The organism is Rhodospirillaceae bacterium (genome assembly GCA_028819475.1).
Classification (GTDB): domain Bacteria; phylum Pseudomonadota; class Alphaproteobacteria; order Bin65; family Bin65; genus Bin65.
The window spans coordinates 141,959-167,962 of sequence record JAPPLJ010000067.1; the positions used below are offsets into that span (position 1 = coordinate 141,959).

A 26,004-nucleotide genomic window follows, 5' to 3' on the forward strand; every position below is an offset into this window, starting at 1 on the left:
GGCAGGTCGGGCCGAAAAAAGGAGGGAAAAATGCCGACATCGGTCAGGTTCGAGCAGGTCACGGCGCCGGAGGCGCCGGAATTTCCGGGCAATATCTTTTCCAATTGCCTGAAGGCCGGCAACCAGGTGATCCTTGCCGGCATGGTGGCGTCCGACGATAGCGGCGGCGTCATCGGCGGCGGCTCGGCCTATGAGCAGGCGCGCGCCTGCTTCCAGAAAATCCAGAAGCTGGTCGAGGCCGCCGGCGGCTCGCTCGCCGACGTCGCCAAGCTGACGATCTATCTCACCGACATCGCCGACCGGCCGGAGATCGGTCGCGCCAGGAAGGAGTTCTTCGACGGCCGCATGCCGGCCTCGACCCTGATCGGTGTCAGCGCCCTGGCCGAGCCGCAGTACAAGGTCGAGATCGAGGCGATCGCTATTCTTGAGGGGGACGGATAATCGGGCCGCGGATTGATCTTGGCGCCCCGAAGCCGCACCGTTCGGGACAGGTTTCGGGAGGAGCCGGATGACGGCGGACTATCGCTACAGCCGGCTGGGCTACGTGGCGCTCAACGTCACCGACCTCGAGCGCACGCTGGCCTTCTATACCGACATCGTCGGCCTCGATGCGACCGAGATAGCGGACGGGCAGGCGGCGTTGCGCTGCGGGCCGGATCACCATAACGTCCTGCTGAACCGGGCGCCGGAGCCGGGCCTGAAGCGAATCGGCTTCGAACTCGAATCCGAAGACGATCTGGAGCGTGCCTTCCGTCATCTGGAGCGTTGCGGCTACGCACCGGCGTGGCTCGACGGGGAGGAATGCGCCGCATTGCACCAGGGCCCCGGCCTGCGCTTCCGCCATCCCGGCACCGGACTCCCGCTTGAATATTTCATCGGCATGGAACGGATGGCCGAGCCGTTCGGCGCGCGCCTCGCCAGGATCGCCCGGCTCGGCCATGTCGTCGTCTCGACGCCGGACCTGCCGGCGATGCGGGATTCTCTGATGCGCGACCTCGGCTTCGTGCTGTCCGACGAGGTCGACGGCATGATCGCCTTCCTGCGATGTTTCCCCAACCCGTTCCACCACTCGCTCGGAATTGCGCGGGCCGACGAGAACCGGCTGCACCACGTCAATTTCATGGTGACGGACATCGACGATGTCGGCCGCGCGCTCAACCGGCTGAAGAAGAACAAAGTCGAAATCGTCTACGGTCCGGGCCGCCATCCGCCGTCGGGCAGCATATTCCTGTATTTCCTCGATCCGGACGGCATGACCGTCGAATACAGCTTCGGCATGGAGGAATTCGCGGAAACCGGTGCCCGCGCGCCGCGGCTGATGCCGCCGGTGCCCGAATCGCTCGATTTCTGGAGCGGGCTGCCCAGCCTCGATTTCGCCAGGGTCGGCCGGTACGAGACCGCGGGGTAGCTGTCAGCTGCGGTGGGCCCCTGGGCGGCCCCTGGGCGGCCCCTGGGCAGCACTGTCCGATTACAACCCCAAGGACGGTTCGGCGTCTTCGGCGCGCGCTGCGGCTGCAACCGGGACGGTATCGCGCCCCAGCACGGCATCCGCCAACCGGCGGATCTCATGGCGTGCCGCGACATGGGACATGTTGAGCGCGACTCCGGCGCCTTCCTCCCGCAGGTCGAGCACAGTGAGGCCCTGCAGGAAGAGCTGGCGGAAGATCACCCGCTCGTGGAAGCCGTCGAGCCAGCGGAAACCGATGCGCGCGGCGAGCTGTTCCAGGACGGCGCCGACATTCTTCTTGTTGCGCGACTCGAGGGGGCTCAGCCGGTTGCGCAACACGATCCAGTCAATCGGCCGCCCGCCGCTCATGGCGCGGCGCTGGCGGCCTTCCCACACCGTCTGGCTGTAGACGCTGGGACCGAGGACGCGCGGCGGCGTGCCGCCGATCCTGGCAAGCAGATCGAGATCGACGAAGCTGTCGTTGATCGGCGTGATCAGGATATCGGCACGGGAAATCGCGTGGCGGGCCAGCGGATTGTCCGTGCCGGGGCAATCGAGCACGACATGGTCGTGGGTCGCGGCCAGCCGGTCGATCAGAGCATCGGCCTCTGCTTGCCCGGTCGCTCCGGGCAGGCCCGTCGCGGCGGTTTCCCGCCCGGCGATCCGGCGATGCTCCGGTAGCCGGAGGCGCCGCCCTTCGCCTTCGACGAACTTGCGCCGGTTCTCGATGTAGCGGGTCAGCGTGCCCTGGTGGCCGTCGAGATCGACGCTCGCGACCGATTTCCCCTCGCGCAGCAGGGCGACGATCAAATGCATCGCCGTTGTCGACTTGCCTGTTCCGCCCTTCTCGTTGCCGAGGACAACGACCCTGCCGGCGCCCGGCGCTTCGCGGGCAGTTGGGCCGTGGGCAACAGCGGAGGCCGTGCGGTGCATGCCTCGATGAGTGTCCCCGTTTCCGGTCACGGCGTCACCCTTTCGTTGAATTCAGCGCTTCCGATTTCCTTCGTCGGCCAATAGCCCCGGCGAATGAAATGGCGTTTCGGTCACGGAGCCATGGTAAGGCGGCGGTTGGATAATACGCCGGGCGCAAACCTCTCCCCCCAGTCCCCGTCGCCGCACCGGATCGACGCATTCAGGTTCGTCCCGGAACGGGCGAGATTCGCCGGTTCTCGATTATTGTCCGGAAACGCATTCGACCAAGGTGCAGTTGCAGACCGTGTTCAACGCGTCATGCCGAGCGAGTCAGGCCTTCGCCAAACCGCCGCGTAGCGACGCCTGCGACTGTAATTCGGCCATGTTTAGTCCCGGATCGTTACCGTCAGAGAATGTGGCTGTCATTGCTGTTGAGACGCACGCAGGCATTTTTTCGAACTTCCGGAGTAACCTTTCCCGCAACCGAATTGCGAAGGCCCGCCGGCGCAACTTCTTTCGGTTCGGGCCGGTCAAGAGCGATTTGATTTTTCTAATGCAGGCTTCACAATATGCGCGGCCTTTGAACGTCCGGAGCGTCGCACAGCATTTGGGGAAGGCTCGATGCCCACAGAAACCCGTCAGTCGCAACGGGTCCGGAATGATGCTGTTCGTTTCTTCCCGATGGTCCAACAGGTTGCGGCCTGGCGCGGCAAAGGAAAAATCCACCGATTGGCCGCCGTGCCGGAAAGAAACAGGCCGGGAGCCGGAGTTTGTCGTTCAAACTCCGGAGTTCCCGGCGCCCCGGTCGAAAAAGGGAAATAGGCCCTGGAGAGGGCTGGAGGGCCGGCCCGTTAGCGGCGATCTGCGCGAAGACCGCCCGGAAGCGGAGGCTGCCGGCCCCCCGGTCAATCGGTCCGGTCAGCCGGCCGGTTCGACGATGATCCGGCCGCGGCCGCGCCTGACCCGGTACCCGCCGCGCGGAATCTTCAGGTTACCGTTCTCGACTAGTGGCCATAGCGTGTCCGCAATCATATCCGCATTGCTGTCACCGTCTTCAGCGGACTGCGACGACAGCCACTCGACGAAAGCGCGCTCGCCGATCTCGTGGCCCACGGATTTGCAGAGCGCATTGAGTTTGCGGAGCTGCCCTTTCGTCAGTCCGCTCTGGTCAATCGAATGCGAAGACATCCTTGATCCATCCCTTGCAGTTAACAGTAATGTCCGAAGAAACTACCGCTTTCGAGTGCCCGACAACTCGAAATCGGCAGCGGCTGCAAACATATAGCCTGCACCGGTCGGATACTTTGTTTCGGTTTTGAGCAGATTTGACGCATCGTCAACTTTGCAAGCAGCCTGCTTCCGAAACAACAGTATGCCGCCCGGTAATCGCCGACCTAGACCAATCCCGATCAAAAAACAAGCCACAGATTCGAAAGAGCGAAAAACACCAATGCCACGCAGGGGCAACCGGATTTGAGCAAGAGTCTGCCGATCACCGGGAGATGCTCCTTAATCGGCGCCTTCCGTTACCCGCGATGGTACGCGTTAAATTTATCGAATTTATCCATTTCTGAAAAAAGAACCTCAAATTTTCCGACCGACCGCTGCTTCGGCGCAAGGGGTAAATGTCGGCTGCAGGCACGCTGAGGCCGGGTTGCCCGGATGGCCGGTTCCGGGATTGTTGACCGACAGCATTGGCGCCGGGGCAAATATTTCGCCGAAACTCGGGGAAAACAGCCGGAGAGGCCGGTAACACGAAACCGTGCATCACGGTTCGATCGGCATCCGCGACCGGGTGCGGCGCGAGAGGAGGCAACATCCTTGCGGCAATTTTCCGTGACGGATTCCCGGGCGATCGGCGGTAGGGGAACATCGGGTCTTCGCCCCGAGCATCCCGGCAGCGGCGATTGGGGCGACCAAATGGGAATGTTCATGGACTACGACCGTTTTTTCCAGCAGCAGATCGAGAATTTGCGCCGGGAAGGCCGTTACCGCGTGTTCGCAGATATTGAGCGTCATGCGGGGGATTTTCCGAGGGCGACGCGGCGCAAGGACGGTGTGGCGCGCGAAGTGACAGTGTGGTGCTCCAACGACTATCTGGGTATGGGCCAGCATCCCGATGTCATGCGCGCCATGCACAACGCGGTCGACCGCTGCGGTGCCGGCGCGGGCGGGACGCGAAATATCGCGGGCACCAATCATTTCCATGTCTTGCTTGAGCAGGAATTGTGCGATCTGCACGGCAAGGAGGCCTCGCTTGTCTTCACGTCCGGGTATGTCGCCAATCTCGCCGCGCTCAGCACGCTAGCCGCCAAACTGCCGGGCTGCATCGTATTTTCCGACGCGCTGAACCACGCCTCGATAATCGAAGGGATCCGCCACTCGCGTGCCGAAAAGCGAATTTTCAGGCACAACGATGCCGACGATCTGGAGCGATTGCTCGCGGAAGCGGATCCGGACCGACCCAAGCTGATCGCTTTCGAATCCGTTTATTCGATGGACGGCGATATTGCGCCGGTCGCCCGATTTTGCGAACTGGCCGAGCGTTATGGCGCGCTGACTTATCTGGACGAAGTGCATGCCGTCGGACTGTACGGCCCGCGCGGCGGCGGCATCACCGAACGGGAAGGCGTCGCCGACCGAATCGATGTCATCGAGGGCACCCTGGCAAAGGCCTTCGGATGCGTCGGCGGTTACATCGCCGCCACGGCCGCAATTGTCGATTTTGTCCGCAGCTACGCCTCGGCCTTCATCTTCACCACAGCACTGCCGCCCGCCGTTGCCGCAGCGGCGATAACGAGCATGCGTCATCTGAAGAGCAGCGACGCCGAGCGCCGGAAACATCGCAATGCAGTTGCCAATGTTCGTAGGCAGCTGACCGACCACGGCATCCGGCATATGGACAATGCCAGCCATATCGTACCGGTCATGGTGGGCGATCCCGTAGTCTGCAAACAGATTTCCGACCTGCTGCTGGACGACTACGGCATCTACGTCCAGCCGATCAACTATCCGACCGTGCCGCGCGGGACCGAGCGGCTACGGATCACGCCGTCGCCGCTCCACTCGGACTCCGACATCGAGCATCTGGCGGCGTCCCTGTCCGCGGTGTGGCGCCGGCTGGAGCTCAAGTCCGCCGCGTGAACGGCGACGGCGACGATCGCCGAAGTGCGATCCAGCCCGCCGGAAACCGGAGAGCGATAACGTGACATCCAGGGCGGCATTGCCTGCGACAGAACCGGTGACCGGCCCGCAGGCCTTCTTCCTGCCGGAGGCGGAAGTGCCGGAGATGGAGTTTGCCGGCATCCGGGCCCAATATGCCGCGCTCAGGAATTCGATCGCACCCCGGATCGCAGAGGTCTTTCGCCATGGTCGCTTCATCATGGGGCCCGAGATCGAGGCGCTCGAACAGGCCCTTTGCGAATTCTGCGGCGCGCAGCATGCCGTCGCCGTTTCAAGCGGTACCGACGCGCTCGTGGCGCCGCTGATGGCGATGGGCGTGGGACCGGGCGATGCAGTTTTCGTGCCGGGCTTCACCTTCACCGCAACCGCCGAGGTGGCCCTGCTGCTCGGCGCGGCGCCGGTTTTCGTCGATGTTGAAGAAAAGTCGTTCAACATGGATCCGGCGGATCTGATCGGCCGCATCGCCCGGGTGCGGGCGGACGGCAACCTGACGCCGAAGGTTATCCTGGCCGTCGACCTGTTCGGCCTGCCGGCAGATTACGAAGCGTTGAGCCAGATCGCCGAAGCCGAGGGCCTGAGCCTGATCGCCGACGCCGCGCAAAGTTTTGGCGCCCGGCGCGGCAATCGGAAGGTCGGCACGCTCGCACCGGTCACGACGACCAGCTTCTACCCGGCCAAGCCGCTCGGTTGTTACGGCGACGGTGGCGCGGTCTTCACCGACGATCCGGAGATGGCGGCGCTGCTGCGTTCGATCCGCATGCATGGCCAGGGCAGCGTTCAATACGCGGTCGAGCGGGTCGGCCTCAACGCCCGGCTCGACAGTCTGCAGGCCGCGGTGCTGCTCGGCAAGCTGCCGGCCTTCGACGGCGAAATCGCGGCGCGCAACAGACTGGCCGGCCGTTACGACGCCGGCTTGGGCGATGTCGTCCAGACGCCGGTTCGCTTCGAGGGCTGCCTCTCCAGTTGGGCGCAATATTCCGTTCTGGCAGGGAACCGGGACAGTCTGCGCACGCGCCTTGGCGATTCCGGAATTCCTACCGCGATTTATTACCCGGAGCCGATGCACCTGCAGCCGGCCTACCGCACCTGGGGCGAAGGCGAAGGTTCCCTGCCGGTCAGCGAAGCCCTGTGCGGCCAGATTCTCAGCCTGCCGATGCACGCCTATATGCGCGACGACATAGCCGACCGGATTATCGAAGCGGTGCGGGTCGCAGTCGCTTGATCCCGGACCGGCTCAGCCTGCCCTCATCTGGTTGATGCCGTTGCCGGCGAGATAGCCGAGCCAGACGGCAACCAGACACAGTACGACCGACAGCAGGATATTGCCCCCGGCCCGGATCCATTCGCCGTTGTGCAGGAGTTCCAGCGTCTGCAGGCTGAATGCGGAAAATGTCGTGTAGCCGCCGCAGAAGCCGACCATGATGAAGGCACGGGCGTCCGGCCCCGGCCAGGGGCGATCGATCGAGGCGCTGAGCGCCGCGACGACGCCGATGAGCAACGAGCCGACCACATTCACCAGCATTGTGCCCCAGGGAAATTCCGGCCCCAACCGGGCCGTCACCAGCGAATTGCACCAGTAGCGGCCCACGCCGCCGATGGCGCTACCGAGCGCGATCCAGAGATAAGTCATGGGAATGCCGATCCCGTTTGACCTTGCGCTGTCCTGTCCTAACACACATTGGCGGGTCGGTGAGGGTTCGGATCCGGTTTCAGCAAGCACCGAAAGCGATGCCGTGCCGTCGAGGCGCAACCTTGGGACGGCGGCACGGTAAGATCTGCATTATCGGAAGCTTCGACGCCGGGATCCGCGGCTTTTCTTTGAGGTTGTCCGAAAACGGCAGGCCCGGTTCCCGGCCGGTACTCAGTGCCCGATCATCCAGGGGCGCGAGCCCTTGTGGACGTGGCGATGCTTGCCGTGGCCGTGGCCGTGGCCGTGGTGACTGTGATCGTGTTTCTTGACGTTTCCGACTTTAGGTTCGTGGGCGCTCTTTTCGTTACGCCCGTGCGCAATCCGGTTGTTCGGATCCATATCGGCGAGAAAGGGCGCGCTGATGCCGCGCGGGGCAAGTTGTTCGCAGGATGGGCAGGGCATGGGCTCCGACGCCCTGGCCATTCTTTCGATCTCGGTAAACGGCCCGCAGTCCCGGCAAATATATTCGTACAGGGGCATTGCGGCCTCCTTTGCTGCTTGCGCCACCCTAGCAGGAAAAGCGGCGTGCCGTCTGCGGTAAACAGACGGCACGCCTCGGCTCGTGAATGGGCCTCAGGATTTGGAACTCAGGCGATGTAGCCGCCCAACAGCAGGTATCCCGGCAGCCAGGCCGTTACGATACCCTGTATGCACGTCACCGCTCCTGTGACCTTGGCGATGGGTTTCTGCATCGCCAGCAGCAGGAAGAACATGAACCACAATACGGCCCATGCCGCCCAGCAGAGGCCGAACCAGTAGCCCCAGAGCGTCGACGCGCCCTGCAGTGTCGTGATCGCGACCGGAACCGCGGTAATGGCGACGAACAGGCTGTACCAGCCGAGTCCGCGGCCATCGACATCATTAAACTGGTTGTAGGCCACCCACAGGTAGGTAAACGAGAACAGCAGGGTCAGCCCTGCCGCCTGTTGTCCCGCCAGATTGTTGCCCGGGCCGAAAGCGAGATACATCGCCACCAGCGCGGTAACGGCGCCGGTGAAAATGTTGATGATCGCGATCTCGCGCGATCCGATCCGGCCCATGAGCCAGATCCCGTTCAGGAAAAGAACGGCTCCGACCCAGAGAAGTGCCAGTCCCAACATAGTCGCTTCCTCCGACTGTTACACGTCATTCAGCGCAACTACATTTAGTGTAGTTACACGCTCGACAAAAAGTCAACCGGAGGCAGGAAAAAGCTTCCCTGCCTCCGGTTCGTCCTGTCAGTTAGCTGCAGGATGCCGCGTCTGCACCGCTGACCTGGACGCTCGGGCCGGCCTTGTTCGGCCGGATATCGAAATCGAAGATCTCGGTCGGTACTGCAACCGTGCAGCACGCGTTCGGGATATCGACGATTCCGCTGACCCGGCCTTCGACCGGAGCGGTACCGAGAATCATGTAGGCTTGCTCGCCCGAATAGCCGAACTTCTTGAGGTATTCGACCGCATTCAGGCAGGCCCGCCGATAGGCCACCGTCGCATCCAGATACTTCTGGGAGCCGTCGTGCTCATCGACGCAGACCCCTTCGAAGATCAGGTACTCGGAGTAGTGCGGCTCGACCGGGCTCGGCGTGAAGACGGGGTTGGTGATCCCGTACTTCTCGACGCCGCCCTTGATGAGGTCGACCCCGATGTCGATCCAGCCGGCCATCTCGATGGCCCCGCAGAACGTGATCTCACCGTCGCCCTGCGACCAGTGGATGTCGCCCATCGACAGGCCGCCGCCCGGCATGAAGACCGGGAAGTAGCACCGCGAACCGCGCGACAGATTCTTGATGTCGCAGTTGCCGCCGTGCTCGCGGCCGGGCACCGTCCGGGCACCCTCGAGACCGGCTGCCTTGCCGGCATCTCCGCTCATCTGGCCCATCAGCGCCGTTGTCGTTCCGGCCAGGCCGTCAGGCAGAGTCGCCAGGGGCGGCACACGGTCCGGATCGGTGTTGAACAGAGCCGATTCCCGATCGTTCCACCGCTTCAGCAGATCGGCGTCAGGCAGTGTGCCGATCAGCCCCGGATGGATCAGCCCCGGGAACCGCACGCCCGGAATGTGGCGCGATGAGGTGTAGATCCCGTGGAAATCCCAGCACGCCTTGCGCGCATCCGGAAAGTGCTTGTCGAGGAAGCCGCCGCCATTCTCGAGCGCGAAAATGCCCGTGAAGCCCCATTGCGAATCTTCGAGCCAGCCGATGTCGTTGATATCGACGACCAGGAGATCGCCGGGTTCGGCGCCTTCGCAGCCGAACGGGCCGCTCAGGTAGTGCACCTTGGACAGATCGACATCCCGGATATCGTTGGCCGATTCGTCGTTTTTGATCTGTCCGCCGGTCCAGTCGTAGCACTCCACCCGGAACTCATCGCCCGGTTTGAAGTTCTCGACGATGGGAATGTCCGGATGCCAGCGGTTGTGTGTCTTTACCGCCTGATCTTCCGGCCATTTATCCATCTCTGCGCGAAATACAGTATTTGCCATTGTCGTTTCCTCCTAGCTAGGGACAAATTTCACTCAAAGCATTCAGGTTTGTTTCGTCTCTCGTTGACTTCCGCCTTTGGTCACGCAAAGCCAATCTTTAATTGGCCCGACTCTCGTCAAATTTATAGATTTCTGCTGTATTATCAAATACTTATGATGCCAAGTATCTTGGCATATTTAATAAAATATGCTCAACTTTATCTGAATTGACAAATTTCGCAACAAGAAATTTCGCGGTTTCGTTTCGCTGAGGCGAATAACTTATGCCCCGTTTGATGATTTATTACCTAGTAGATTACAAGATATTATCGAATGCGGACCGAACCTAAAAAAATCGACCTATTTTCCATTTTGTTATAATATAACATTACTTTTCAGAATGTTGAAATTATTGTTTGATATCAAATTATTGAATTGTCCCTGAGATATGCGCGTAACAAAATTCAATTTCTTTCCTGCAGAAAAATACCAGCCGGAATCGCTGTGTACTTTCTTGCATCTGACAGGGAACATTACCCAAGTCCGGAAGGAGATGCTCCGGACCGTCCCGAAGGCCGGCCACTTCGGCTGCTCCGCCGTTGCCGAATTTGGTAACGGCAATGGTCGTTATTCCGGATATCGTCGCAAAACCGGTCAGGATACACGGTAGCGTGCATCTCCCCTGGCCGAACCCGATGGAAGCCCCGCCATGCACCCCGCCATGCACTATGCCGATTGCGACGGCCGCACCGTGAGCTACGAGGCCGGCGGCCCGGACGACGGCTCTGCGCCATTGATCCTGTTCCAGCCGCCCGGCGCCAGCGGCGCGTCGATCTGGCGGCCAGTCGCTTCTATGCTGCAGGATCGCTTCCGCACCGCCGCGGTAAACCCGTCCGGCTACGGCGATACCGAAGCCTTCGCCGGGCCGGAGCCGATGACCCTGCGCGACGAGGCTGCGCTGTTCGCGGCAGTTATCCGCGCCGAGCTGCCCAATAGCCGGGGTCGCACCGCCCATATCGTCGGCCATTCCTATGGCGGTACGATCGCGCTCGTGCTGGCGCTTGCCTGGCCGGAATTGGTCGGTCGGCTGACGCTGCTCGAGCCTGCGCCCTATGTGCTGTTGCGCGAGGCCGGCGAAGCAGCTCTGGCCGGAGAAATCGAGGCACAGAACCGGCACTTCATCGTCACCGTACGCGCCGGCCGGGACGCAGAGGCGATGGAACAGTACATCGACTATTTCAACGGCCGGCCGGGTTACTGGCGCGGGCTGGAAGACAGGGCACAGGCGAGGATGCTCGCTCTGGCCGAGCGCCTGGCCGTCGGGCTGGACGCCGTAGGGCGGCTCGACCTGCGCAGCGCCGATCTCGCATCCGTAGCGGCGCCGGTCACTGTCATTCGCGGCGGCGCGACCGATCCGCTGCACGGCCGATTGTCGAAGCTCGTGGCACAGTCCATTCCCGAGGCGGCGCTGATCGACCTGCCCGGCGCCGGTCACATGATGAGCCTGACCCACGGAACGGAGATTGCGGAGATGCTGCGGGCGATGTGAAAGCGGCAGCGCTGCACGAGGGCCTGACCGCTTCCATCCGAACCACCAATGTAAACAAAGCCAGCGCCGCCGCACGGGGCTCGTCGTCCGAAAGGGCCTAGAGGCAAGGCGCATGGCGCCAACGCGCCGGCGGCATGGCCAACGGGTTGCCGCCAGCCTCCGGCTCTGCCAATAAGCCGCGCCGCCGATACCGGCCCTGCGCCCGGCCAGACCTCCTTGTTGCGATCCGCGCCTTGACCTCTCCCGCCCGTACGACCAGGCCCCGGCTCGGCATCCTGCTGATGATCGGCGCGATATTCTGCCTGAGCGTCATGGAGGCCGGCGCGAAATACCTGACGCAATACCAGCCATACGAAATGGTCGTGTGGGGGCGCTATCTGTTCCATTTCCTGCTCACGGTGCCGCTTTTCCTGACGCCGGCGACCGTCCGCCTGGTCAGGACCGGCCGCCCCGGGATGCATGTGCTGCGTTCGCTGTTCCTGGCTGGCGGCACCCTGGCCGGCATCGGGGCGATCAGCCTGATGCCGCTGGCCGAAGCCACGGCGCTTGTGTTCTCGGCGCCTTTGCTCGTCACGCTGATGTCGCCGTGGCTGCTGAACGAGCCGGTCGGCTGGCGGCGGCGCGCGGCCATTGCCGTCGGATTTCTCGGCGTGGTGATCATCCTGCGGCCGGGGACGGATTTCCTCCAATGGGCGGCGCTGCTGCCGCTGCTCGCCAGCCTGTGCTACGCCTGCTACCAGGTCTCGACCCGGCTGCTCAGTTTCTCCGAGCACCCGCTCACCCTGTTCTTCTACACCAGCGTCGTCGGCCTGGCGGTTACCACGCCGATGGCTCTATTCGTCTGGAGCCCGATGACGGGCATCGAATGGCTGATTCTGCTGTTCGTGGGCTTCTTCGGCTTTGCCGGCCAGTTCTTGCTGATCAAGGCATTCCAGCTTGCAGAAGCCTCCACCGTCGCGCCCTTCATTTACGTCCAGTTGCTGTTCGCCGGCTTTTTCGGCTGGTGGTTGTTCGGCGATCTGCCCGATGTCTGGGTGCTGCTCGGCGCTGTCGTCGTCATCGGCAGCGGCCTCTATATCTGGCGGCGCGAGACCCGGCGTTCCCCTGCGGATTGAGCGGCCAATAACCGTCGGCGACGTGCCGAAGCCGCCTTGCCCTTCGCCGCCGGGCGCGCCTATAAGAAGGCTTTAATGGTCGTTGCGCTCAAAAAACCGAATTTCGATTTCCGGCACCGCAACCTGCTGGGCATCGAAGGGCTGTCGGCCGAAGAAATCAACCTGCTGCTCGATCGGTCGGATCACTACGCCGAGCGCAACCGTAGCGCGTCCAAACCCGGCACGACGCTGCGCGGCCGGACCGTAATCAATCTGTTTTTCGAGAATTCGACGCGCACCCGCACATCGTTTCAACTGGCGGCGCTGCGCCTCGGCGCCGACGTCGTCAACATGTCGATCGAGCACAGCTCGATCAAGAAAGGCGAAACGCTTCTCGATACCGCGCTTACCCTGAATGCCATGCACCCCGACGTGCTGGTCTGCCGCCATCCGGAGAGCGGCGCAGTCAATCTGCTTTCGCAAAAAGTCGAGTGTGTGGTCGTCAATGGCGGCGACGGCGCCCACGAGCATCCGACCCAAGCCCTGCTCGACGCCGTCACCATCCGGCGGCGCAAGGGTCGGCTGCAGGGCCTGACCGTGGCGATTTGCGGCGATGTCGTGCACAGCCGCGTGGCGCGCTCCAACATTTGCCTGCTGCACACCATGGGCGCGCGCGTTCGCGTCATCGGCCCTCCGACGCTGGTTCCCGGCACGATGGAGCGCTTCGGCGTCGAGGTGTTCCACAATATGGCGCGCGGCCTGAAGGACGCCGACATCGTGATGATGTTGCGACTCCAACTCGAGCGGATGCAGGGCAGCTTTGTGCCGTCGATCCGGGAATATTTCCGCTTCTTCGGCCTCGACCGGCAGAAGCTGTCGAACGCGAAGCCGGACGCGCTGATCCTGCATCCCGGCCCGATGAACCGGGGCGTCGAAATCGACAGCGAAGTCGCCGACGATATCGGCCGCAGCGCAATTCAGGAACAGGTCGAGATGGGCGTTGCCGTGCGCATGGCCTGCCTCGAGGTGCTGACCCGCAACCTGCCCGAACCGGAAGACGGTTGATGACGAGCGCCGCCGAACGCAACGGCACGGTCGCCTATGTAAACGCCCGGCTGGTCGACCCGGCGAGCAACCTGGATGAACCGGGCGCGCTGGTGACAAGCGGGGGGACGATAGCCGATTTCGGCCCGCGACTGTTCAGCGACGCGCCTCCGCCTTCGGTCGAGGTGGTGGACTGCCGCGGCCTGATCCTGGCGCCCGGCCTGGTCGACATGCGCGCGCAGTTGCGCGAACCCGGCGAGGAACACAAGGAAACCATCGAGACGGCGAGCGCGGCGGCAAGTGCCGGCGGCATCTCGACCGTGGTCTGCCTGCCCAATACGGACCCGGTGATCGATGACGTAGCCGGCGTGGAGTTCGTCGCCCGGCGTGCCCGCGACGTCAAGGCGACCAAGGTCTTCTGCTACGCAGCCGCGACCGTGGGATTGCAAGGCCGCGAGTTGACGGAGATGGGTCTGCTGGCGGAAACCGGTGCGCTCGCATTTACCGACGGCACCCGGGCGATCGCCAACTCCAGGGTCATGCAGCGCGCGCTCAATTATGCCCGGACCTTCGGCCTGCTCATCGTCCAGCATCCCGAAGATTCCGCGCTTGCAGAGAACGGGGTGATGAACGGCGGCGAGATGGCGCTGCGCCTCGGCCTGCGCGGCATTCCGCGGGTCGCGGAAGTCATGACGATCGAACGCGACCTGCGGCTCGTGGAAGCGACAGGCGGGCGCTACCACGCCGCGCACATTTCAACGAAGGAAGCGGTCGAGGCAATCCGGCGTGCAAAGGAGCGGGAGATGCCGGTGACCTGCGATACCGCCCCACCATATTTCACGCTCAACGAAACCGCTATCGGCGAATACCGGACCTTTGCCAAGCTGTCGCCGCCGCTGCGCACGGAAGAAGACCGCGAGGCTATCGTCGAAGGGCTGGCCGACGCCACGATCGACGCCATCGCCAGCGACCACGCGCCCCACGACCAGGACAGCAAGCGGGTGCCCTTCGCCCAGGCAGAGGACGGTATCGCCGGGCTGGAGACCTTGTTGCCGCTTAGCCTTGCGCTGGTTCACAAGGGCCGGCTCGGCATGGCCGAATTGTTGGGCAAGCTGACCTGCAGGCCCGCCGACATCCTCGGGCTCGGCGAAGGCCGGTTGAAGAAAGGCGGTCCGGCCGATCTCGCGCTGATCGATCCGGACCGGCCCTGGCGCATCGATCCCGACGCCTTCCTCAGCAAATCGAAGAACGCGCCCTGGGACAACCTTCCGGTCCAGGGCATGGCGATGCGTACCGTGGTCGAAGGGCGGGTGCTGCACGACCGGATGAGGTAGGCAGGCCGTAGGACCGCACGCTATGCCGGATCCGATCAGCTGGGCCTTCGCTTGGCCTTACCTGCTCCTGGCGCTGGCGGCCGGCTATCTGCTCGGCTCGATCCCGTTCGGCCTGGCGCTGACCCGGCTCGCGGGCAAGGGTGACCTGCGCCGGATCGGCTCGGGCAATATCGGTGCGACCAACGTTCTGCGCACCGGCAGCAAGGGTCTGGCGCTGGCTACCGTGTTGCTCGACGGCGGCAAGGGCGCCGCGGCCTTGCTGATCGCGTACAACCTGTATGGGCCTGACATAGCGGTGACTGCCGGCGCCGGCGCGTTCCTCGGCCACCTGTTTCCGGTCTGGTTGAAGTTTCGCGGCGGCAAGGGAGTTGCGACCGCGCTCGGAATCCTTCTCGCCGGCTGCTGGCCGGTCGGCGCGCTGGCCTGCCTGACCTGGCTGGCGACCGCCCTGATTTCCCGTTTGTCCAGCCTGTCAGCCCTGGTCGCGTTCCTCGCGGCGCCCATCGTGGCCAAGGTCCTCGGCTGGGCCGGTGCGCCGGCGCTGGGCAGCTCGATCCCGTACCATCAGATAGCCGAGGTCGCCGGCCTGCTCGCGGTGATTATCTGGATTCGCCACGCCGCCAACATTCGCCGCCTGCTGCGCGGCGAGGAGCCGAAAATCGGCACGGCCTGAAAGCCGGGCGGGAAGCGAATCTGCAGCCGGACCGGCGGATAAAGATAAACCTAACGGCGCGCCGGGAATTCGAAGGACCGGCGCCCAAGGCGAAGCACCGAACCTGCGGCACTCCTTCGAGCGCCAGGCCGTTGAGAATTCTCTCGCCGGCGAGACGCTCTGTGGCCTGGCCCCGCAATTCTCCGCGCTACGCAGCCGCCCTGCTCAGGCGCTCTCGTAGAGCCTTGTGAGCACAAACTCGCGGTGGCCGAGGGCCTCTGCTGCCGTCAGCCTTCCGTTGGCGGTGCGAATCATCATGTCGAGCAGCGCGTCTCCCGCCTCGTCCGGAGTCATTTCCCTGCGCAGCAGGCCCGAGACGTCGACGTCGACATGCTCGCCCATGGTGCGCACGGTGCGCGGGTTCGCGCAGATCTTGATATTCGGCAGGATCGGATTGCCGATGATGTTGCCCTGGCCGGTAGGGAAGAAATGCACGACGAAGCCGGCCGCGGCGCACAGGGTCACCATCTCGGCGGCGGCCGAGGACGAGTCCATGAACCACAGTCCCGGTGCATCTGGCGTTTCCGCCTTGTCGAGCACACCGTCGATCAGGCAATCGCGGCCGATTTTCTGGATGTTGCCGAGGGCCTTTTCTTCGATGGTGGTGAGTCCGCCCGCAATATTTCCCTTGGTGGGCTGGGACTCGGAGAGATCGCTTGTCTTGTGGCGCTCAACAACCTCCTGATAGCGGTTGAACATATACATGAACCGCTCGCGGATTTCGGGGGTGCGGCAACGCTCGGCGACCAGATGCTCACCGCCTGTGATCTCCGTGGTCTCGCCGAAGGCCATTGTGGCGCCGAGCGGGTAGAGCTTGTCGAAGGCGTTGCCGACGGTAGGATTGGACCCGCAGCCCGAGGTCGTGTCCGATTCGCCGCATTTGGTTGATACCCAAAGGTCCGCAAGCGGCGCTTCCTCGCGCACGGCCTCGGACGCAGACTGAACATATTCGCGCGCGGTCTTCGACGCCCGCATGATGGTCTCGTGGTCGCCGTGCATCTCGATGCCGTAGCCGGTGACCGGTTTGCCGGTCTTGGCGATGCCGTCGACCACGCGTTGCGTCCAGCCCTCCTCGATGCCGATCACCACCACTGCGGCGACGTTGGGGTTCGCGCCGGTGCCGATCAGAGTGCGGAAGTGCAACTCCAGGTCGGCCCCGAATTGAAGCCGGCCGTAGGGATGCGGGATTGCCATGGCGCCCTTGATGTTGTTGGCAACCGCCTCGCACGCCGCATTCGAGAGATCGTCGACGGGAAGGACGATCACATGATTGCGTACGCCGACCCGGCCGTTCTCGCGGCGGTAGCCCCGGAACGTCGCGTTCGCCAGATCCATTGCCATCGGGTGTCCTCCTACCAGCGTTTGGTCTTGATGTTCTGTACATGGGCGTGCTCGCCCACCGCGATGTCCGCCACCACGCGGCCGATGTCGATGCCGTATTTGATCACGGTGTCGCCGGTCTTCATCGGCTTGATCGCAAGTTTGTGGCCGATCGGGATATCGCTCGCCGCCCGGAACGTGATTTCTTCGTCCTGGTCCATGATCCAGCCGGTGAGTTCCGCGCCTGCCTCGACGCCCTCGACGACGACCACTCCTACACTGTCGCCCTCGTCATGCACGACGAAATCGATCATTTCGCTTCTCCGTTTCCGATGTTTGCGCCGCTCGACCGGCGCCCTCAACAGTGGCGTTTGCGCAGCACAAGTGCGCCGCGCCCCATATTCCGACGGCCTTCGGCGGAAGCTCGTCGGTGTCCTTCGCGACCGTCATTTCCCCAACGGGGCGAGTGAGCCGCGTTCCACCAGCGCTGTTTCGAAGACGACACTGGTCGCATTGTCTTCCTGGGCGCGCAGCCGGAGCAGCAATCTCGCAGCCGCCGCACCCATCCGGCGATGCGGAACGTGAACGGTAGTGAGCGGCGGATCGAGCACGTAGGCCAGATCGATATCGTCGAAGCCGGTCACGGAAACATCGGCCGGCGCGCTCAGGCCCATGGAGCGGATGGCCAGGAGCGCCCCGGCGGCCAGCACATCGTTGCCGCACACGATTGCGGTCGGACGCGGCGTCACGGACAGCAGTTGCCGCGCTGCGTTTTCGCCGGCATCGAGATGATAGGGGGTCTCGATCAGGTTGGTTTTGTCCAACCGCAGGCCGCGCGCCGCCAGCGCATCGCGCACGCCGTCCACCCGGGCCACCGCCCGGTCGTTGCCGTGGGTGACGCCGGCGATCATGGCGATCCGCCGGTGGCCGAGATCGAGCACCTTTTGCGCCATCGCGCGCGCCGCCGCCCGGTTGTCGAAGCCGACGCAGGGCCACGGACAATCGCGTCGCCATGACCAGACCAGGACAAACGGCACGCCGCGGCGCTCAAGAGTCTCGTAAAGCGCCGGATCCCGCGCCTCGCCGATCAGCACGAGGCCGTCCACTCCGCGCCCGAGAAGGGCGCGGATTTGCTGCGCCTCGCGCTCCGGATCGTAGTTCGAGGTGGCGACGACCAGCGTGACCCCATCCTCGGCGAGCGCCTCCTGAAGCGCTTGGAGACCGCGGGCGAAAATCGCATTCTCCATGGTCGGAATCACCGCGCCCACGGTGTTGGTCCGGTTCGAGGCGAGCGCGCGGCCGCCGAAATGGGGCGTGTAGTCGAAATGGGCTACCGCGGCTTCGACCCGGCTGCGGGTCTTCGCGCTGACCCGTTCAGGCTCGTTCAGGACACGCGATACCGTGGCGGTCGAGACCCCTGCCATTCCGGCAACGTCCTCAAGTGTGGGCCGCGATCTCATCTTCCGGTCGGCTTCATTTTAAAAAATCCCGAATTATTCTAATGAAAGCGCTTCAATTCAAAATAAAAGCGCTTGCATTGGCGACAAATTGCCTCGATACTGGTCGACAGCACGGCGAGTCGGTCGCCGGCTGTCGGGGTAAGGAGACGCCCAGGTGATTCGAACAGGCCGCATAGTCCTTGTCGGCGCACTGATCTGCTTTCTCGTCTTCTTCGCCAGCGTTGCATTGGGCGCCGCGGGCCTCGGCACGCCGTTCAGCGACGTGGCGGAGATGCTGACCCTCTTTGCCGCCGCGCTTCTGTTCGTGACCGGCGTCCTGATGCTGGAGGCAGCCGAAACACGCAGCGGCAACACCCAATAGACGAACATCCCAAGGGAGGAAACAAGATGACAGACGAAAAGACCAAAGCCGAGATCGCATCGGTCGAACGGCGAAATTTCGTCAAACTGGTCGGTACCGGCGGATTTACCGCAGCCGCGGTCGCGGCCGCGGCCGGTGTGCTTGGATCGAGCGAAGCCTCGGCCCAGACGGCGCGGGAAGAAGCCCGGCGCAAGCGGGCCGCCAAACACATCATGACGATCGGGACCGCCTATGTGCTGACGGCGGATCGCAGCTATCCGATCATGCAACTCGACTTCAAGGAGAACATCCAGAACGCCACCAACGGTAAGGTTTACGTCAAGCTCGCAGCCGGCGGCCAGCTCGGCGCGGGCGGAGCGCTGGCCCAGAAGGTCCAGGGCGGCACGATCCAGGCGGCCCAGCATTCGCTGTCCAATTTCGCGCCTTTCGCTCCGGTCGTCGACCTCATCAACCTGCCCTACCTGTGCGGCGCCAATCAGCGCTTCGTCAACCTCGTGAACTCGGATCACTGGAAAAAGACGGTCCATCCCAAGGTCGCGGCAAGGGGCTTCAAGCCGCTCTACTATGTCGTGATCGATCCGCGGGTCGTTGCCGTCCGCAAGGGCGGCGCCGGTGCGGTCATCTCGCCGGCCGACCTCAAGGGCGTCAAGTTCCGGGTTCCGGGCTCCAAGATGCTGCAGCAATACTATCGCATGGTCGGGGCCAACCCGACGCCCGTGGCCTGGGGCGAAACCCCCTCGGCGATCAAGCAGGGGGTTGCGGATGCGCTCGACCCGGCGGTCGGCGCGCTTCACGTCTTCGGCTTCAAGGACATTCTCAGCCATATCACCTTCACCCAGGCAGTGCCGGACAGCCAGGTCTATTCGTGCAACCTCGAATGGTTCAACGGCCTGCCCGGAGACGTCAAACAGGGGATCGAGTTTGCAGCGGAGATCACCTCCCAGCAAAACCTCGCCAAGGTCCCCGCCGCGCGCAACTTCGCGATGGCCGAGCTGCGCAAGTCCGGGGTCAAGTTCCATTCGCTCAGCCCGGCACAGCTGAAAGCCTGGCAGGAAGCCGGCGGGTACCAGCGCTCCGAATGGAACAGCTTCAAGACCGGTCTCGCCGGTTCTATGGACGCCTTCGACAAGCTGGTCGAGGCCGCCGCAACAATGGGCCGGTACTACGTCCACGACGCCTGACGGCTGTCGTCGCGCCGGGTGCGGTTGGCGCGCCCGGCGCCTCCTGCCCGCGTAGATTGGAGCCGCCACCCGATCGGCCGAACCCGGTCCGGAAAGGGGGAAGCGCATGTTGGCTATCCTGAACCGAAACGCCGAACGCTGGGCGTTGCTGGTGTTCTACACCATGCTCGTCGCAACCATGGCGGTCGAGGTCGTTCGCCGCGAGCTGTTCGCCTACTCCTCGATCTGGGGCGAAGAGATCGTGCGCTACGCCTTCATCTACCTGGCCTGGATCGGCGCCGCTGCGGCGGTGCGCGACCGGGCGCATATCCGGATCGACGTCCTGTTCAACTATGTCGGGCCGCGGGTGAAGGCCGGCCTCTACATTTTCGGCGACATCGTCATGATGATCATCGCCGTACTCGCGGTCTGGTGGTCTTTCGAGACGGTGACGGTGTCATGGAAGTTCGGCTCGGTCAGCCACGGCCTGCGCATGTCGATGGTCTGGTTCCTGGCCGCCGTGCCCCTCGGCTTCTCGCTGATGATCTTCCGCCTAATCCAGTCGCTACTCCGCGACATCTCAGACTTCGCTGCCGGGCGCTCCGTATACGAGGGCGAACGGCTCTTCGATTGAGGATCGCGCCATGCTTTGGAACCAGATGAAGCAGGAAGGCGTGGCGATCGGCTGGGATTTCTACGGCCCGGTCATCCTGTTTGTCATCCTGATCGCACTGGGCGTCCCGGTCTGGGCCGTGATCGGCGCGGCTGCCGTGACGATGCTGGTCGTTTCCGGCGTGTTGCCGCTTTCGCTGCTGGGCGAGAGTCTGTTCGACGGGATCGACCATTTCGCACTGACCGCGGTGCCGCTCTTCATCCTGACCGGCGATGTCCTGGTGCGCACGGGTCTCAGCCGCAAGTTCCTCGATGTGGCGGAAGCGTTGACCTGCTGGGCCAAGGGCGGCTTCGGCTCCGCCACCGTTCTGGTCTGCGGCATGTTCTCCGCAATATCCGGCTCGGATGCCGCAGGCGCCGCTGCGGTCGGCCGCATGACGATCGCTCGGCTGGTCGAAGCGGGTTATCCGCGCCCCCATGCCTGTGCGCTGGTCGCCGCCGGCGCCTGTACCGGCATTCTGATTCCGCCCTCGATCGCCTACATCGTGATCGGGCTGGTCCTCGGGATCTCGGCTTCCACCCTGTTCCAGGCGGCGCTGATTCCGGGGATTTTGATCCTGGGATCGATCCTCGTTACGAACATCGTGGTCAATCGCCGTCACGCCTACGAGGGCGGAAACCTCATCACGACAGCCGAATGGGCCGCCAACCTCTGGCGGGCGCTGAGGAGCGGCTGGTACGCGTTTCTGGTTCCCGGAGTCATCTTCTGGGGCATCTTCTCGGGGCGGTTGACGCCGACCGAAGCCGGCGCCACAGCGGTCGTTATTACGATTTTCCTGGGCTTCATCCTCGGTACCCTGAAGCTTTCGGACTTTCCCGCGATGCTTGTGAGTTCGGCCAAGGTCAACGGTGTGATCCTGCCGATCATCGCAATGTCGCTGCCGCTCGCGCAGGCGATGGCTGCGCTCGGCGTCCCGCAAGGGTTCGTCTTTGCGGTCACCTCGCTGACCGAAAACCCTTACATGCTGATCCTGCTGATGATCGCCATCCTGATCGCGGCCGGCTGCGTGATGGAGACGACGCCTAACATTGTCATTCTGGCGCCGATCCTCATGCCGCTCGCCCAAGAAATCGGCATGAACGAAATCCAGTTCTGCGTGATGATGATCACGGCTCTCGGAGTCGGTTTCATCACGCCGCCGCTGGGGCTGAACCTGTTCGTCGTTTCGGGTCTGACGGGTGAATCGATCCTCAAGATCGCGGGCCGCGCGGTTCCATTCGTCTTCTTCATGCTGCTTGTGGTATTGCTGATCGCCTACCTGCCCGAAATTTCTACTGCCTTGCTGCCCGACAGCTACAAATAAGGATCGCGATGTCCGTCGAGTATCTCAAGAAGGCCTCCAGGAGATCCACGGACGACGCAAGCGATATCCGCGCGGCGGTCCTGGACATTCTGAACCGGATCGAGGCCGGCGGGGATGAAGCGGCGAAGCAATATGCGGCCAGATTCGACCGCTATGACGGCAACATCGTCCTGGCTCGCGACGAGATCGAAGCCGCGGCGGAGCAGGTGCCCCGAAAGCTGAAAGATGACATCCGCTTTGCATGGGACAATGTCCGCCGCTTCGCCGAGGCCCAGAAAGACACGATCCGCGACATGCAGATCGAAATTTCCCCCGGGCTGATCGCGGGGCAGAAGGCGATCCCGTGCAAGGCGGCGGGGTGTTATGCGCCGGGCGGGCGTTACAGCCACGTCGCTTCAGCCCTGATGACGGTGACCACGGCAAAGGTCGCCGGGTGCGGCCATATTGCCGCCTGTTCGCCGCCCCGGCCCGGTATCGGGATCGCGCCCGCGATCGTCTACACGGCCGACCTGTGCGGCGCCGACGCAATTCTGGCGCTCGGAGGGGTCCAGGGCGTTGCGGCGATGGCGTTCGGACTGTTCGGCCTGCCCCGGGCGGATATCCTGGTCGGCCCCGGCAACCAGTATGTCGCCGAGGCCAAACGCATCCTGTTCGGCCGGGTCGGCATCGACATGTTCGCCGGCCCGACCGACAGCCTGATCCTGGCCGATGAAACGGCCGATCCGGATATTGTCGCCTGGGATCTCGTCGGCCAGGCCGAGCATGGCTACAATTCTCCGGTCTGGCTCGCCACAACCCATCGTCCGCTCGCAGAACGGGTCCTCGAGCTCGTTCCGCTCTGCATAGAGACGCTGCCCGACCTCAACAGGAAGAGCGCCGAAGCTGCCTGGCAGGACATGGCGGAAGTGATGGTCGTATCGGACCGCGAGACGCTCGTCCGGATTGCCGACGACTATGCGCCCGAGCATCTGCATGTCCAGGCTGCCGACCTCGACTGGTTTCTCGGTCGGCTGCAGTGCTACGGCTCGCTGTTTCTCGGCGAAGAGACGACGGTGGCGTACGGCGACAAGTCTGCCGGGCCGAACCATGTGCTGCCGACGTCCGGCGCGGCGCGCTACACCGGCGGCCTCTCTGTGCACAAATATATGAAGTTGGTGACCTGGCAGCAGGCCACGCGCGACGGAGCGAAACCTGTCGCCGAGGCAACCGCCCGTATTTCCCGGCTCGAAGGGATGGAAGGCCACGCCCGCACGGCAGACATCCGGCTGAAAAAGTATTTTCCGGACGAGACGTTCGACCTTTCCGCTGCCGGCTGATGAAATGTCGGAACTATACCGCGCCGATCTGTTCAGCGTCGCGGGCCGAGCCGCCTGCGTTACCGGGGCAAGTTCGGGTATTGGCCGGGCAATCGCCACGACGCTGGCTCAGGCCGGGGCGCGCGTCGTCGGCCTGGCCCGGCGCGGAGCGGCGCTCGAGGACTGGCGCGCCGGGGCTGGTGGCGAGACGGCGGCCGTCACCGCCGACCTGTCCGATGCTTCGGCAATCGAAGCGGCGGCGGCGCGCACCGCGCAGCCCTTCGGCCCGCCCGAAATTCTGGTCAACGCCGCCGGCGTCAATACCCGTGAGCCAGCCGATGCCGTCACAGCGGAGGGGTGGCGTACGACCATCGACATCAATTTGGCGGCACCCTTTTTTCTCGCCCGGGCACTGGTTCCCGCGATGCGAGAGCGCGGCTGGGGCCGGATCGTCAATATCGCTTCGCTGCAAAGCGCCCGCGCCTTTACCGGCGGGCTCGCCTACGGCGCGTCGAAGGGCGGGGTCGCCCAGTTGACGCGTGCGATGGCCGAGGCCTGGTCGCGCGATGGAATTACGGCGAACGCGCTGGCGCCCGGCTTTTTTCCGACAGAGCTGACCGGCCCGGTGTTCGGCGATCCGGCGTTGGCGGCAAAGCACGCGGCGCAGACCTGTATCGGGCGCAACGGGGAACTGGCCGATCTGGCCGGCCCTGTCCTGTTTCTCTGTTCGGATTCGGCCGGCTATGTCACCGGACAGATCCTGTATGTCGACGGGGGATACACCGCGAAATGAAAGCTCTCGTCTACACAGGGCCCGAAACACTGGTCTATCGCGAAACGCCGGATCCTGAACCCGGTGAAGAGGCGCTGATCCAGGTTGCCCATGTCGGTATCTGCGGCTCTGACATGCATGCCTGGGCCGGCCATGACGAGCGACGCCCGGCGCCGCTGATTCTCGGGCACGAAGTGTCAGGCACCGTGATCGATGGGCCGGGGGCGGGCAGCCGTGTTGCAGTCAATCCGCTGGTGACCTGCGGCGCCTGCCCGGCCTGCCGTTCGGGGCGAGACAATCTCTGCGGGACGCGCCAGATAATCTCCATGCCGCCACGCGAAGGGGCATTCGCCGAGCTGCTCGCCATGCCGTCCGGCAACCTCATCGCGATTCCCGATGGCGTCCCGACCGAAAAGGCCGTACTCGCCGAGCCGCTGGCCTGCGGCTGGCATGCGGTGCGCCTGTCGCAGCAGATCCTCGACGGGCCGGTCGAAGAAATGCGCTGCCTGGTTATCGGCGGCGGTGCCGTCGGCCTTGGCGCCGGGCTGGTGCTGGCCGCCCGCGGCGTATCGGAAATACATATCGCCGAGACCAACCCGGCGCGCAGGTCCGTGGTCGGGCGCGCCGGCGATTTCCGCGTCTACGATCCGGCTGCGGTGGACGGCCCGGAGGATGCAGATCTGGTTTTTGACGCAGTCGGGTCCGAAGCAACCCGTGCGCTGGCCTCGGCCACCGTCCGGCCCGGCGGCGCCATCCTGCATACAGGCCTCAGCTCGGCAGCGGGCGGGCTCGACGTCCGTCGCATGACCCTGCAAGAGATCACATTCGTCGGGACGTACACCTACAATGCCGCCGACTTCCGCGAGACGGCGGCGGCGATCTTCGAAGGATGCCTCGGTGCGCTCGATTGGGCCGAAATCCGGCCGCTTTCCGAGGGCGCGCGCGCCTTCGCCGATATCCGTGCCGGCCAGGCTGCTGCTCCCAAGATCGTGCTCACTCCCTAGAGGACCGGCGAAGGCCGCCATAGCCCAACGCTTGACCGGTGCCGCGGTTTGTGGAACATACAACGAACATATTGATTTAACCGGAAACCCGATGGACCAGGGAGATCGACAGACGATGTCGGATGAAGAGCGGATCGCCTGGCTCCGGCTGATCCGGAGCGAGAATGTCGGCCCCGTCACCTTCTGGCACCTTCTGCGCCATTTCGGCTCGGCCGCGGACGCGCTCGATGCGCTGCCCGACCTGTCCCGCCGCGGCGGCCGGTCGAAGCCGGTCCGTATCGCGTCGGTTGCCGCGGCGGAGGCCGAGATCGCCGCAACCCGGAAAGCCGGCGCCCGGCTGGTTGCGGCACAGGAACCGGACTACCCCTGGCGCCTGGCGACGACGGAGGATGCGCCGCCGCTGATTTCGCTCGCCGGCGTGGCAGCGCTGGGCAACGCACCGGTCGTCTCGATCGTCGGCGCGCGCAATGCTTCGTCGAACGGCAAGCGCATCGCGCGCACCATCGCGCAAGGGCTCGGCGAGGCCGGTGTCGCTGTCGCGTCCGGCCTGGCGCGCGGGATCGACGCTGCCGCCCATGCCGGCTCGCTTGAGACGGGCACGATCGCCGTCGTCGCCGGCGGGATCGATGTCTGCTACCCGCCCGAGCACGAAGAATTGATGCAGGACATCGCCGGCCGCGGCGCCATCCTGGCCGAACAGCCCGTCGGCACGAAGCCGCAGGGCCGCCATTTCCCGCGCCGTAACCGCATCGTTTCCGGCATAGCCAGCGGGGTTCTTGTGGTAGAAGCCGCCGCGCGATCGGGTTCGCTGATCACGGCGCGCTGTGCCGGCGAACAGGGCCGCGACGTGTTCGCCGTCCCCGGATCGCCGCTCGATCCGCGCTGCACCGGCGCCAATGGCTTGCTGCGCGACGGCGCCATCCTTACCGAGAGCGCCGACGATGTCCTGCAGGTGCTGCAACCCGGATTGCGAGACGCGCCGGGTGCCTCAGAACCGACAGCCTTGCCGCCGGATACTGCTGAAGAAGCGCCGCGCGCGGCGGTCGACGCCGTCGTTGTGGACGCCCGCCATTCGCTCGCCGATCATCTGTCGCCGGCGCCGACGCCGATCGACGATCTGGTGCGTGAATTCGGTGACGATTCCGCGACCGTTGCGGCCGCTCTGCTTGAACTCGAGTTGGCTGGCAGGATCGAGCGCTATCCCGGTAACCGTGTCGCGCTGGTCGCCGCATAGTCTCCAAAATGCTTGACG

General features: G+C 64.1%; 26 protein-coding genes. 17 read left to right on the forward strand and 9 right to left on the reverse strand.

What is annotated here, in order from left to right:
• Positions 1 to 30 precede the first annotated feature (30 nt).
• Positions 31 to 441: a Rid family hydrolase gene (locus tag OXM58_20700; GenBank protein ID MDE0150784.1), complete on the forward strand. Its 411-nt coding sequence runs from the start codon at positions 31 to 33 to the stop codon at positions 439 to 441.
• A gap of 67 nt (positions 442 to 508) precedes the next feature.
• Entirely contained in the window at positions 509 to 1,408 is a 900-nt protein-coding gene (locus OXM58_20705) for a VOC family protein (GenBank protein ID MDE0150785.1), read from the forward strand.
• 60 nt (positions 1,409 to 1,468) lie between these two features.
• Here the strand turns inward: OXM58_20705 and OXM58_20710 are convergent, their stop codons facing one another.
• Together OXM58_20710 and OXM58_20715 are read right to left on the reverse strand one after the other, a co-directional pair.
• Positions 1,469 to 2,410 (reverse strand): AAA family ATPase, encoded by a 942-nt coding sequence (locus tag OXM58_20710; protein MDE0150786.1) that lies wholly within the window; start codon positions 2,408 to 2,410, stop codon positions 1,469 to 1,471.
• A gap of 867 nt (positions 2,411 to 3,277) precedes the next feature.
• Positions 3,278 to 3,547 carry a hypothetical protein gene (locus OXM58_20715; protein ID MDE0150787.1) on the reverse strand — a complete coding sequence of 90 codons (270 nt, stop codon included), beginning with the start codon at positions 3,545 to 3,547 and terminating at the stop codon, positions 3,278 to 3,280.
• Positions 3,548 to 4,291: 744 nt separating this feature from the next.
• Here OXM58_20715 and hemA point away from each other — a divergent pair.
• Both hemA and OXM58_20725 read left to right on the forward strand, forming a co-directional pair.
• Positions 4,292 to 5,503: a 5-aminolevulinate synthase gene (gene hemA / locus OXM58_20720; GenBank protein MDE0150788.1), complete on the forward strand. Its 1,212-nt coding sequence runs from the start codon at positions 4,292 to 4,294 to the stop codon at positions 5,501 to 5,503.
• 145 nt (positions 5,504 to 5,648) lie between these two features.
• The gene (locus OXM58_20725) at positions 5,649 to 6,764 is read left to right on the forward strand and encodes a DegT/DnrJ/EryC1/StrS family aminotransferase (protein MDE0150789.1); all 1,116 of its coding nucleotides are present in this window, start codon (positions 5,649 to 5,651) and stop codon (positions 6,762 to 6,764) included.
• A 12-nt stretch (positions 6,765 to 6,776) separates the two neighbouring features.
• On the opposite strand, the gene crcB is transcribed toward OXM58_20725, so the two are convergent.
• The 4 genes from crcB to OXM58_20745 form a co-directional block, all read right to left on the reverse strand.
• Positions 6,777 to 7,172, reverse strand: a complete 396-nt coding sequence (gene crcB / locus OXM58_20730) for a fluoride efflux transporter CrcB (GenBank protein ID MDE0150790.1) — start codon at positions 7,170 to 7,172, stop codon at positions 6,777 to 6,779.
• A gap of 231 nt (positions 7,173 to 7,403) precedes the next feature.
• A complete protein-coding gene (locus OXM58_20735) occupies positions 7,404 to 7,712 on the reverse strand; it encodes a zinc ribbon domain-containing protein (protein ID MDE0150791.1) in 309 nt (102 codons plus the stop codon).
• A gap of 107 nt (positions 7,713 to 7,819) precedes the next feature.
• Complete coding sequence (locus OXM58_20740; protein ID MDE0150792.1) at positions 7,820 to 8,332, reverse strand: AmiS/UreI family transporter; 513 nt, start codon at positions 8,330 to 8,332, stop codon at positions 7,820 to 7,822.
• A 121-nt stretch (positions 8,333 to 8,453) separates the two neighbouring features.
• Entirely contained in the window at positions 8,454 to 9,692 is a 1,239-nt protein-coding gene (locus tag OXM58_20745; GenBank protein ID MDE0150793.1) for an acetamidase/formamidase family protein, read from the reverse strand.
• 688 nt (positions 9,693 to 10,380) lie between these two features.
• Between OXM58_20745 and OXM58_20750 the strand changes: the two genes are divergently transcribed.
• The 5 genes from OXM58_20750 (at position 10,381) to plsY (ending at position 15,365) form a co-directional block, all read left to right on the forward strand.
• Complete coding sequence (locus OXM58_20750; protein MDE0150794.1) at positions 10,381 to 11,220, forward strand: alpha/beta hydrolase; 840 nt, start codon at positions 10,381 to 10,383, stop codon at positions 11,218 to 11,220.
• A 233-nt stretch (positions 11,221 to 11,453) separates the two neighbouring features.
• Positions 11,454 to 12,335 (forward strand): DMT family transporter, encoded by an 882-nt coding sequence (locus OXM58_20755; GenBank protein ID MDE0150795.1) that lies wholly within the window; start codon positions 11,454 to 11,456, stop codon positions 12,333 to 12,335.
• Positions 12,336 to 12,410: 75 nt separating this feature from the next.
• The gene (locus OXM58_20760; protein ID MDE0150796.1) at positions 12,411 to 13,379 is read left to right on the forward strand and encodes an aspartate carbamoyltransferase catalytic subunit; all 969 of its coding nucleotides are present in this window, start codon (positions 12,411 to 12,413) and stop codon (positions 13,377 to 13,379) included.
• Positions 13,379 to 14,692: a dihydroorotase gene (pyrC, locus tag OXM58_20765; protein MDE0150797.1), complete on the forward strand. Its 1,314-nt coding sequence runs from the start codon at positions 13,379 to 13,381 to the stop codon at positions 14,690 to 14,692. The genes OXM58_20760 and pyrC overlap by 1 nt, the downstream gene beginning before the upstream one ends.
• Before the next feature lie 22 nt (positions 14,693 to 14,714).
• On the forward strand, positions 14,715 to 15,365 hold the full coding sequence (gene plsY, locus OXM58_20770; protein MDE0150798.1) for a glycerol-3-phosphate 1-O-acyltransferase PlsY: 651 nt from the start codon (positions 14,715 to 14,717) through the stop codon (positions 15,363 to 15,365).
• A gap of 204 nt (positions 15,366 to 15,569) precedes the next feature.
• On the opposite strand, the gene OXM58_20775 is transcribed toward plsY, so the two are convergent.
• The 3 genes from OXM58_20775 to OXM58_20785 form a co-directional block, all read right to left on the reverse strand.
• Positions 15,570 to 16,739: a UxaA family hydrolase gene (locus OXM58_20775; protein MDE0150799.1), complete on the reverse strand. Its 1,170-nt coding sequence runs from the start codon at positions 16,737 to 16,739 to the stop codon at positions 15,570 to 15,572.
• 17 nt (positions 16,740 to 16,756) lie between these two features.
• Complete coding sequence (locus OXM58_20780; protein ID MDE0150800.1) at positions 16,757 to 17,038, reverse strand: UxaA family hydrolase; 282 nt, start codon at positions 17,036 to 17,038, stop codon at positions 16,757 to 16,759.
• Positions 17,039 to 17,170: 132 nt separating this feature from the next.
• Positions 17,171 to 18,184, reverse strand: a complete 1,014-nt coding sequence (locus tag OXM58_20785) for a LacI family DNA-binding transcriptional regulator (GenBank protein MDE0150801.1) — start codon at positions 18,182 to 18,184, stop codon at positions 17,171 to 17,173.
• Positions 18,185 to 18,338: 154 nt separating this feature from the next.
• On the opposite strand from OXM58_20785, the gene OXM58_20790 reads away from it, so the two are divergent.
• The 8 genes from OXM58_20790 (at position 18,339) to dprA (ending at position 25,986) form a co-directional block, all read left to right on the forward strand.
• Positions 18,339 to 18,545 carry a hypothetical protein gene (locus OXM58_20790; GenBank protein ID MDE0150802.1) on the forward strand — a complete coding sequence of 69 codons (207 nt, stop codon included), beginning with the start codon at positions 18,339 to 18,341 and terminating at the stop codon, positions 18,543 to 18,545.
• Positions 18,546 to 18,571: 26 nt separating this feature from the next.
• Positions 18,572 to 19,726, forward strand: a complete 1,155-nt coding sequence (locus OXM58_20795; GenBank protein ID MDE0150803.1) for a TRAP transporter substrate-binding protein — start codon at positions 18,572 to 18,574, stop codon at positions 19,724 to 19,726.
• 106 nt (positions 19,727 to 19,832) lie between these two features.
• On the forward strand, positions 19,833 to 20,339 hold the full coding sequence (locus tag OXM58_20800) for a TRAP transporter small permease (protein ID MDE0150804.1): 507 nt from the start codon (positions 19,833 to 19,835) through the stop codon (positions 20,337 to 20,339).
• Positions 20,340 to 20,349: 10 nt separating this feature from the next.
• On the forward strand, positions 20,350 to 21,681 hold the full coding sequence (locus OXM58_20805; protein ID MDE0150805.1) for a TRAP transporter large permease: 1,332 nt from the start codon (positions 20,350 to 20,352) through the stop codon (positions 21,679 to 21,681).
• Positions 21,682 to 21,689: 8 nt separating this feature from the next.
• Positions 21,690 to 22,997 carry a histidinol dehydrogenase gene (hisD, locus tag OXM58_20810; protein ID MDE0150806.1) on the forward strand — a complete coding sequence of 436 codons (1,308 nt, stop codon included), beginning with the start codon at positions 21,690 to 21,692 and terminating at the stop codon, positions 22,995 to 22,997.
• Between the two features lie 4 nt (positions 22,998 to 23,001).
• Positions 23,002 to 23,769: an SDR family oxidoreductase gene (locus OXM58_20815; protein MDE0150807.1), complete on the forward strand. Its 768-nt coding sequence runs from the start codon at positions 23,002 to 23,004 to the stop codon at positions 23,767 to 23,769.
• Positions 23,766 to 24,752, forward strand: coding sequence for an alcohol dehydrogenase catalytic domain-containing protein (locus OXM58_20820; protein ID MDE0150808.1), 987 nt, complete (start codon positions 23,766 to 23,768; stop codon positions 24,750 to 24,752). Before OXM58_20815 ends, OXM58_20820 begins: the two co-directional genes overlap by 4 nt.
• Positions 24,753 to 24,867: 115 nt before the next feature.
• Positions 24,868 to 25,986: a DNA-processing protein DprA gene (dprA, locus tag OXM58_20825; protein ID MDE0150809.1), complete on the forward strand. Its 1,119-nt coding sequence runs from the start codon at positions 24,868 to 24,870 to the stop codon at positions 25,984 to 25,986.
• Positions 25,987 to 26,004 lie beyond the last annotated feature (18 nt).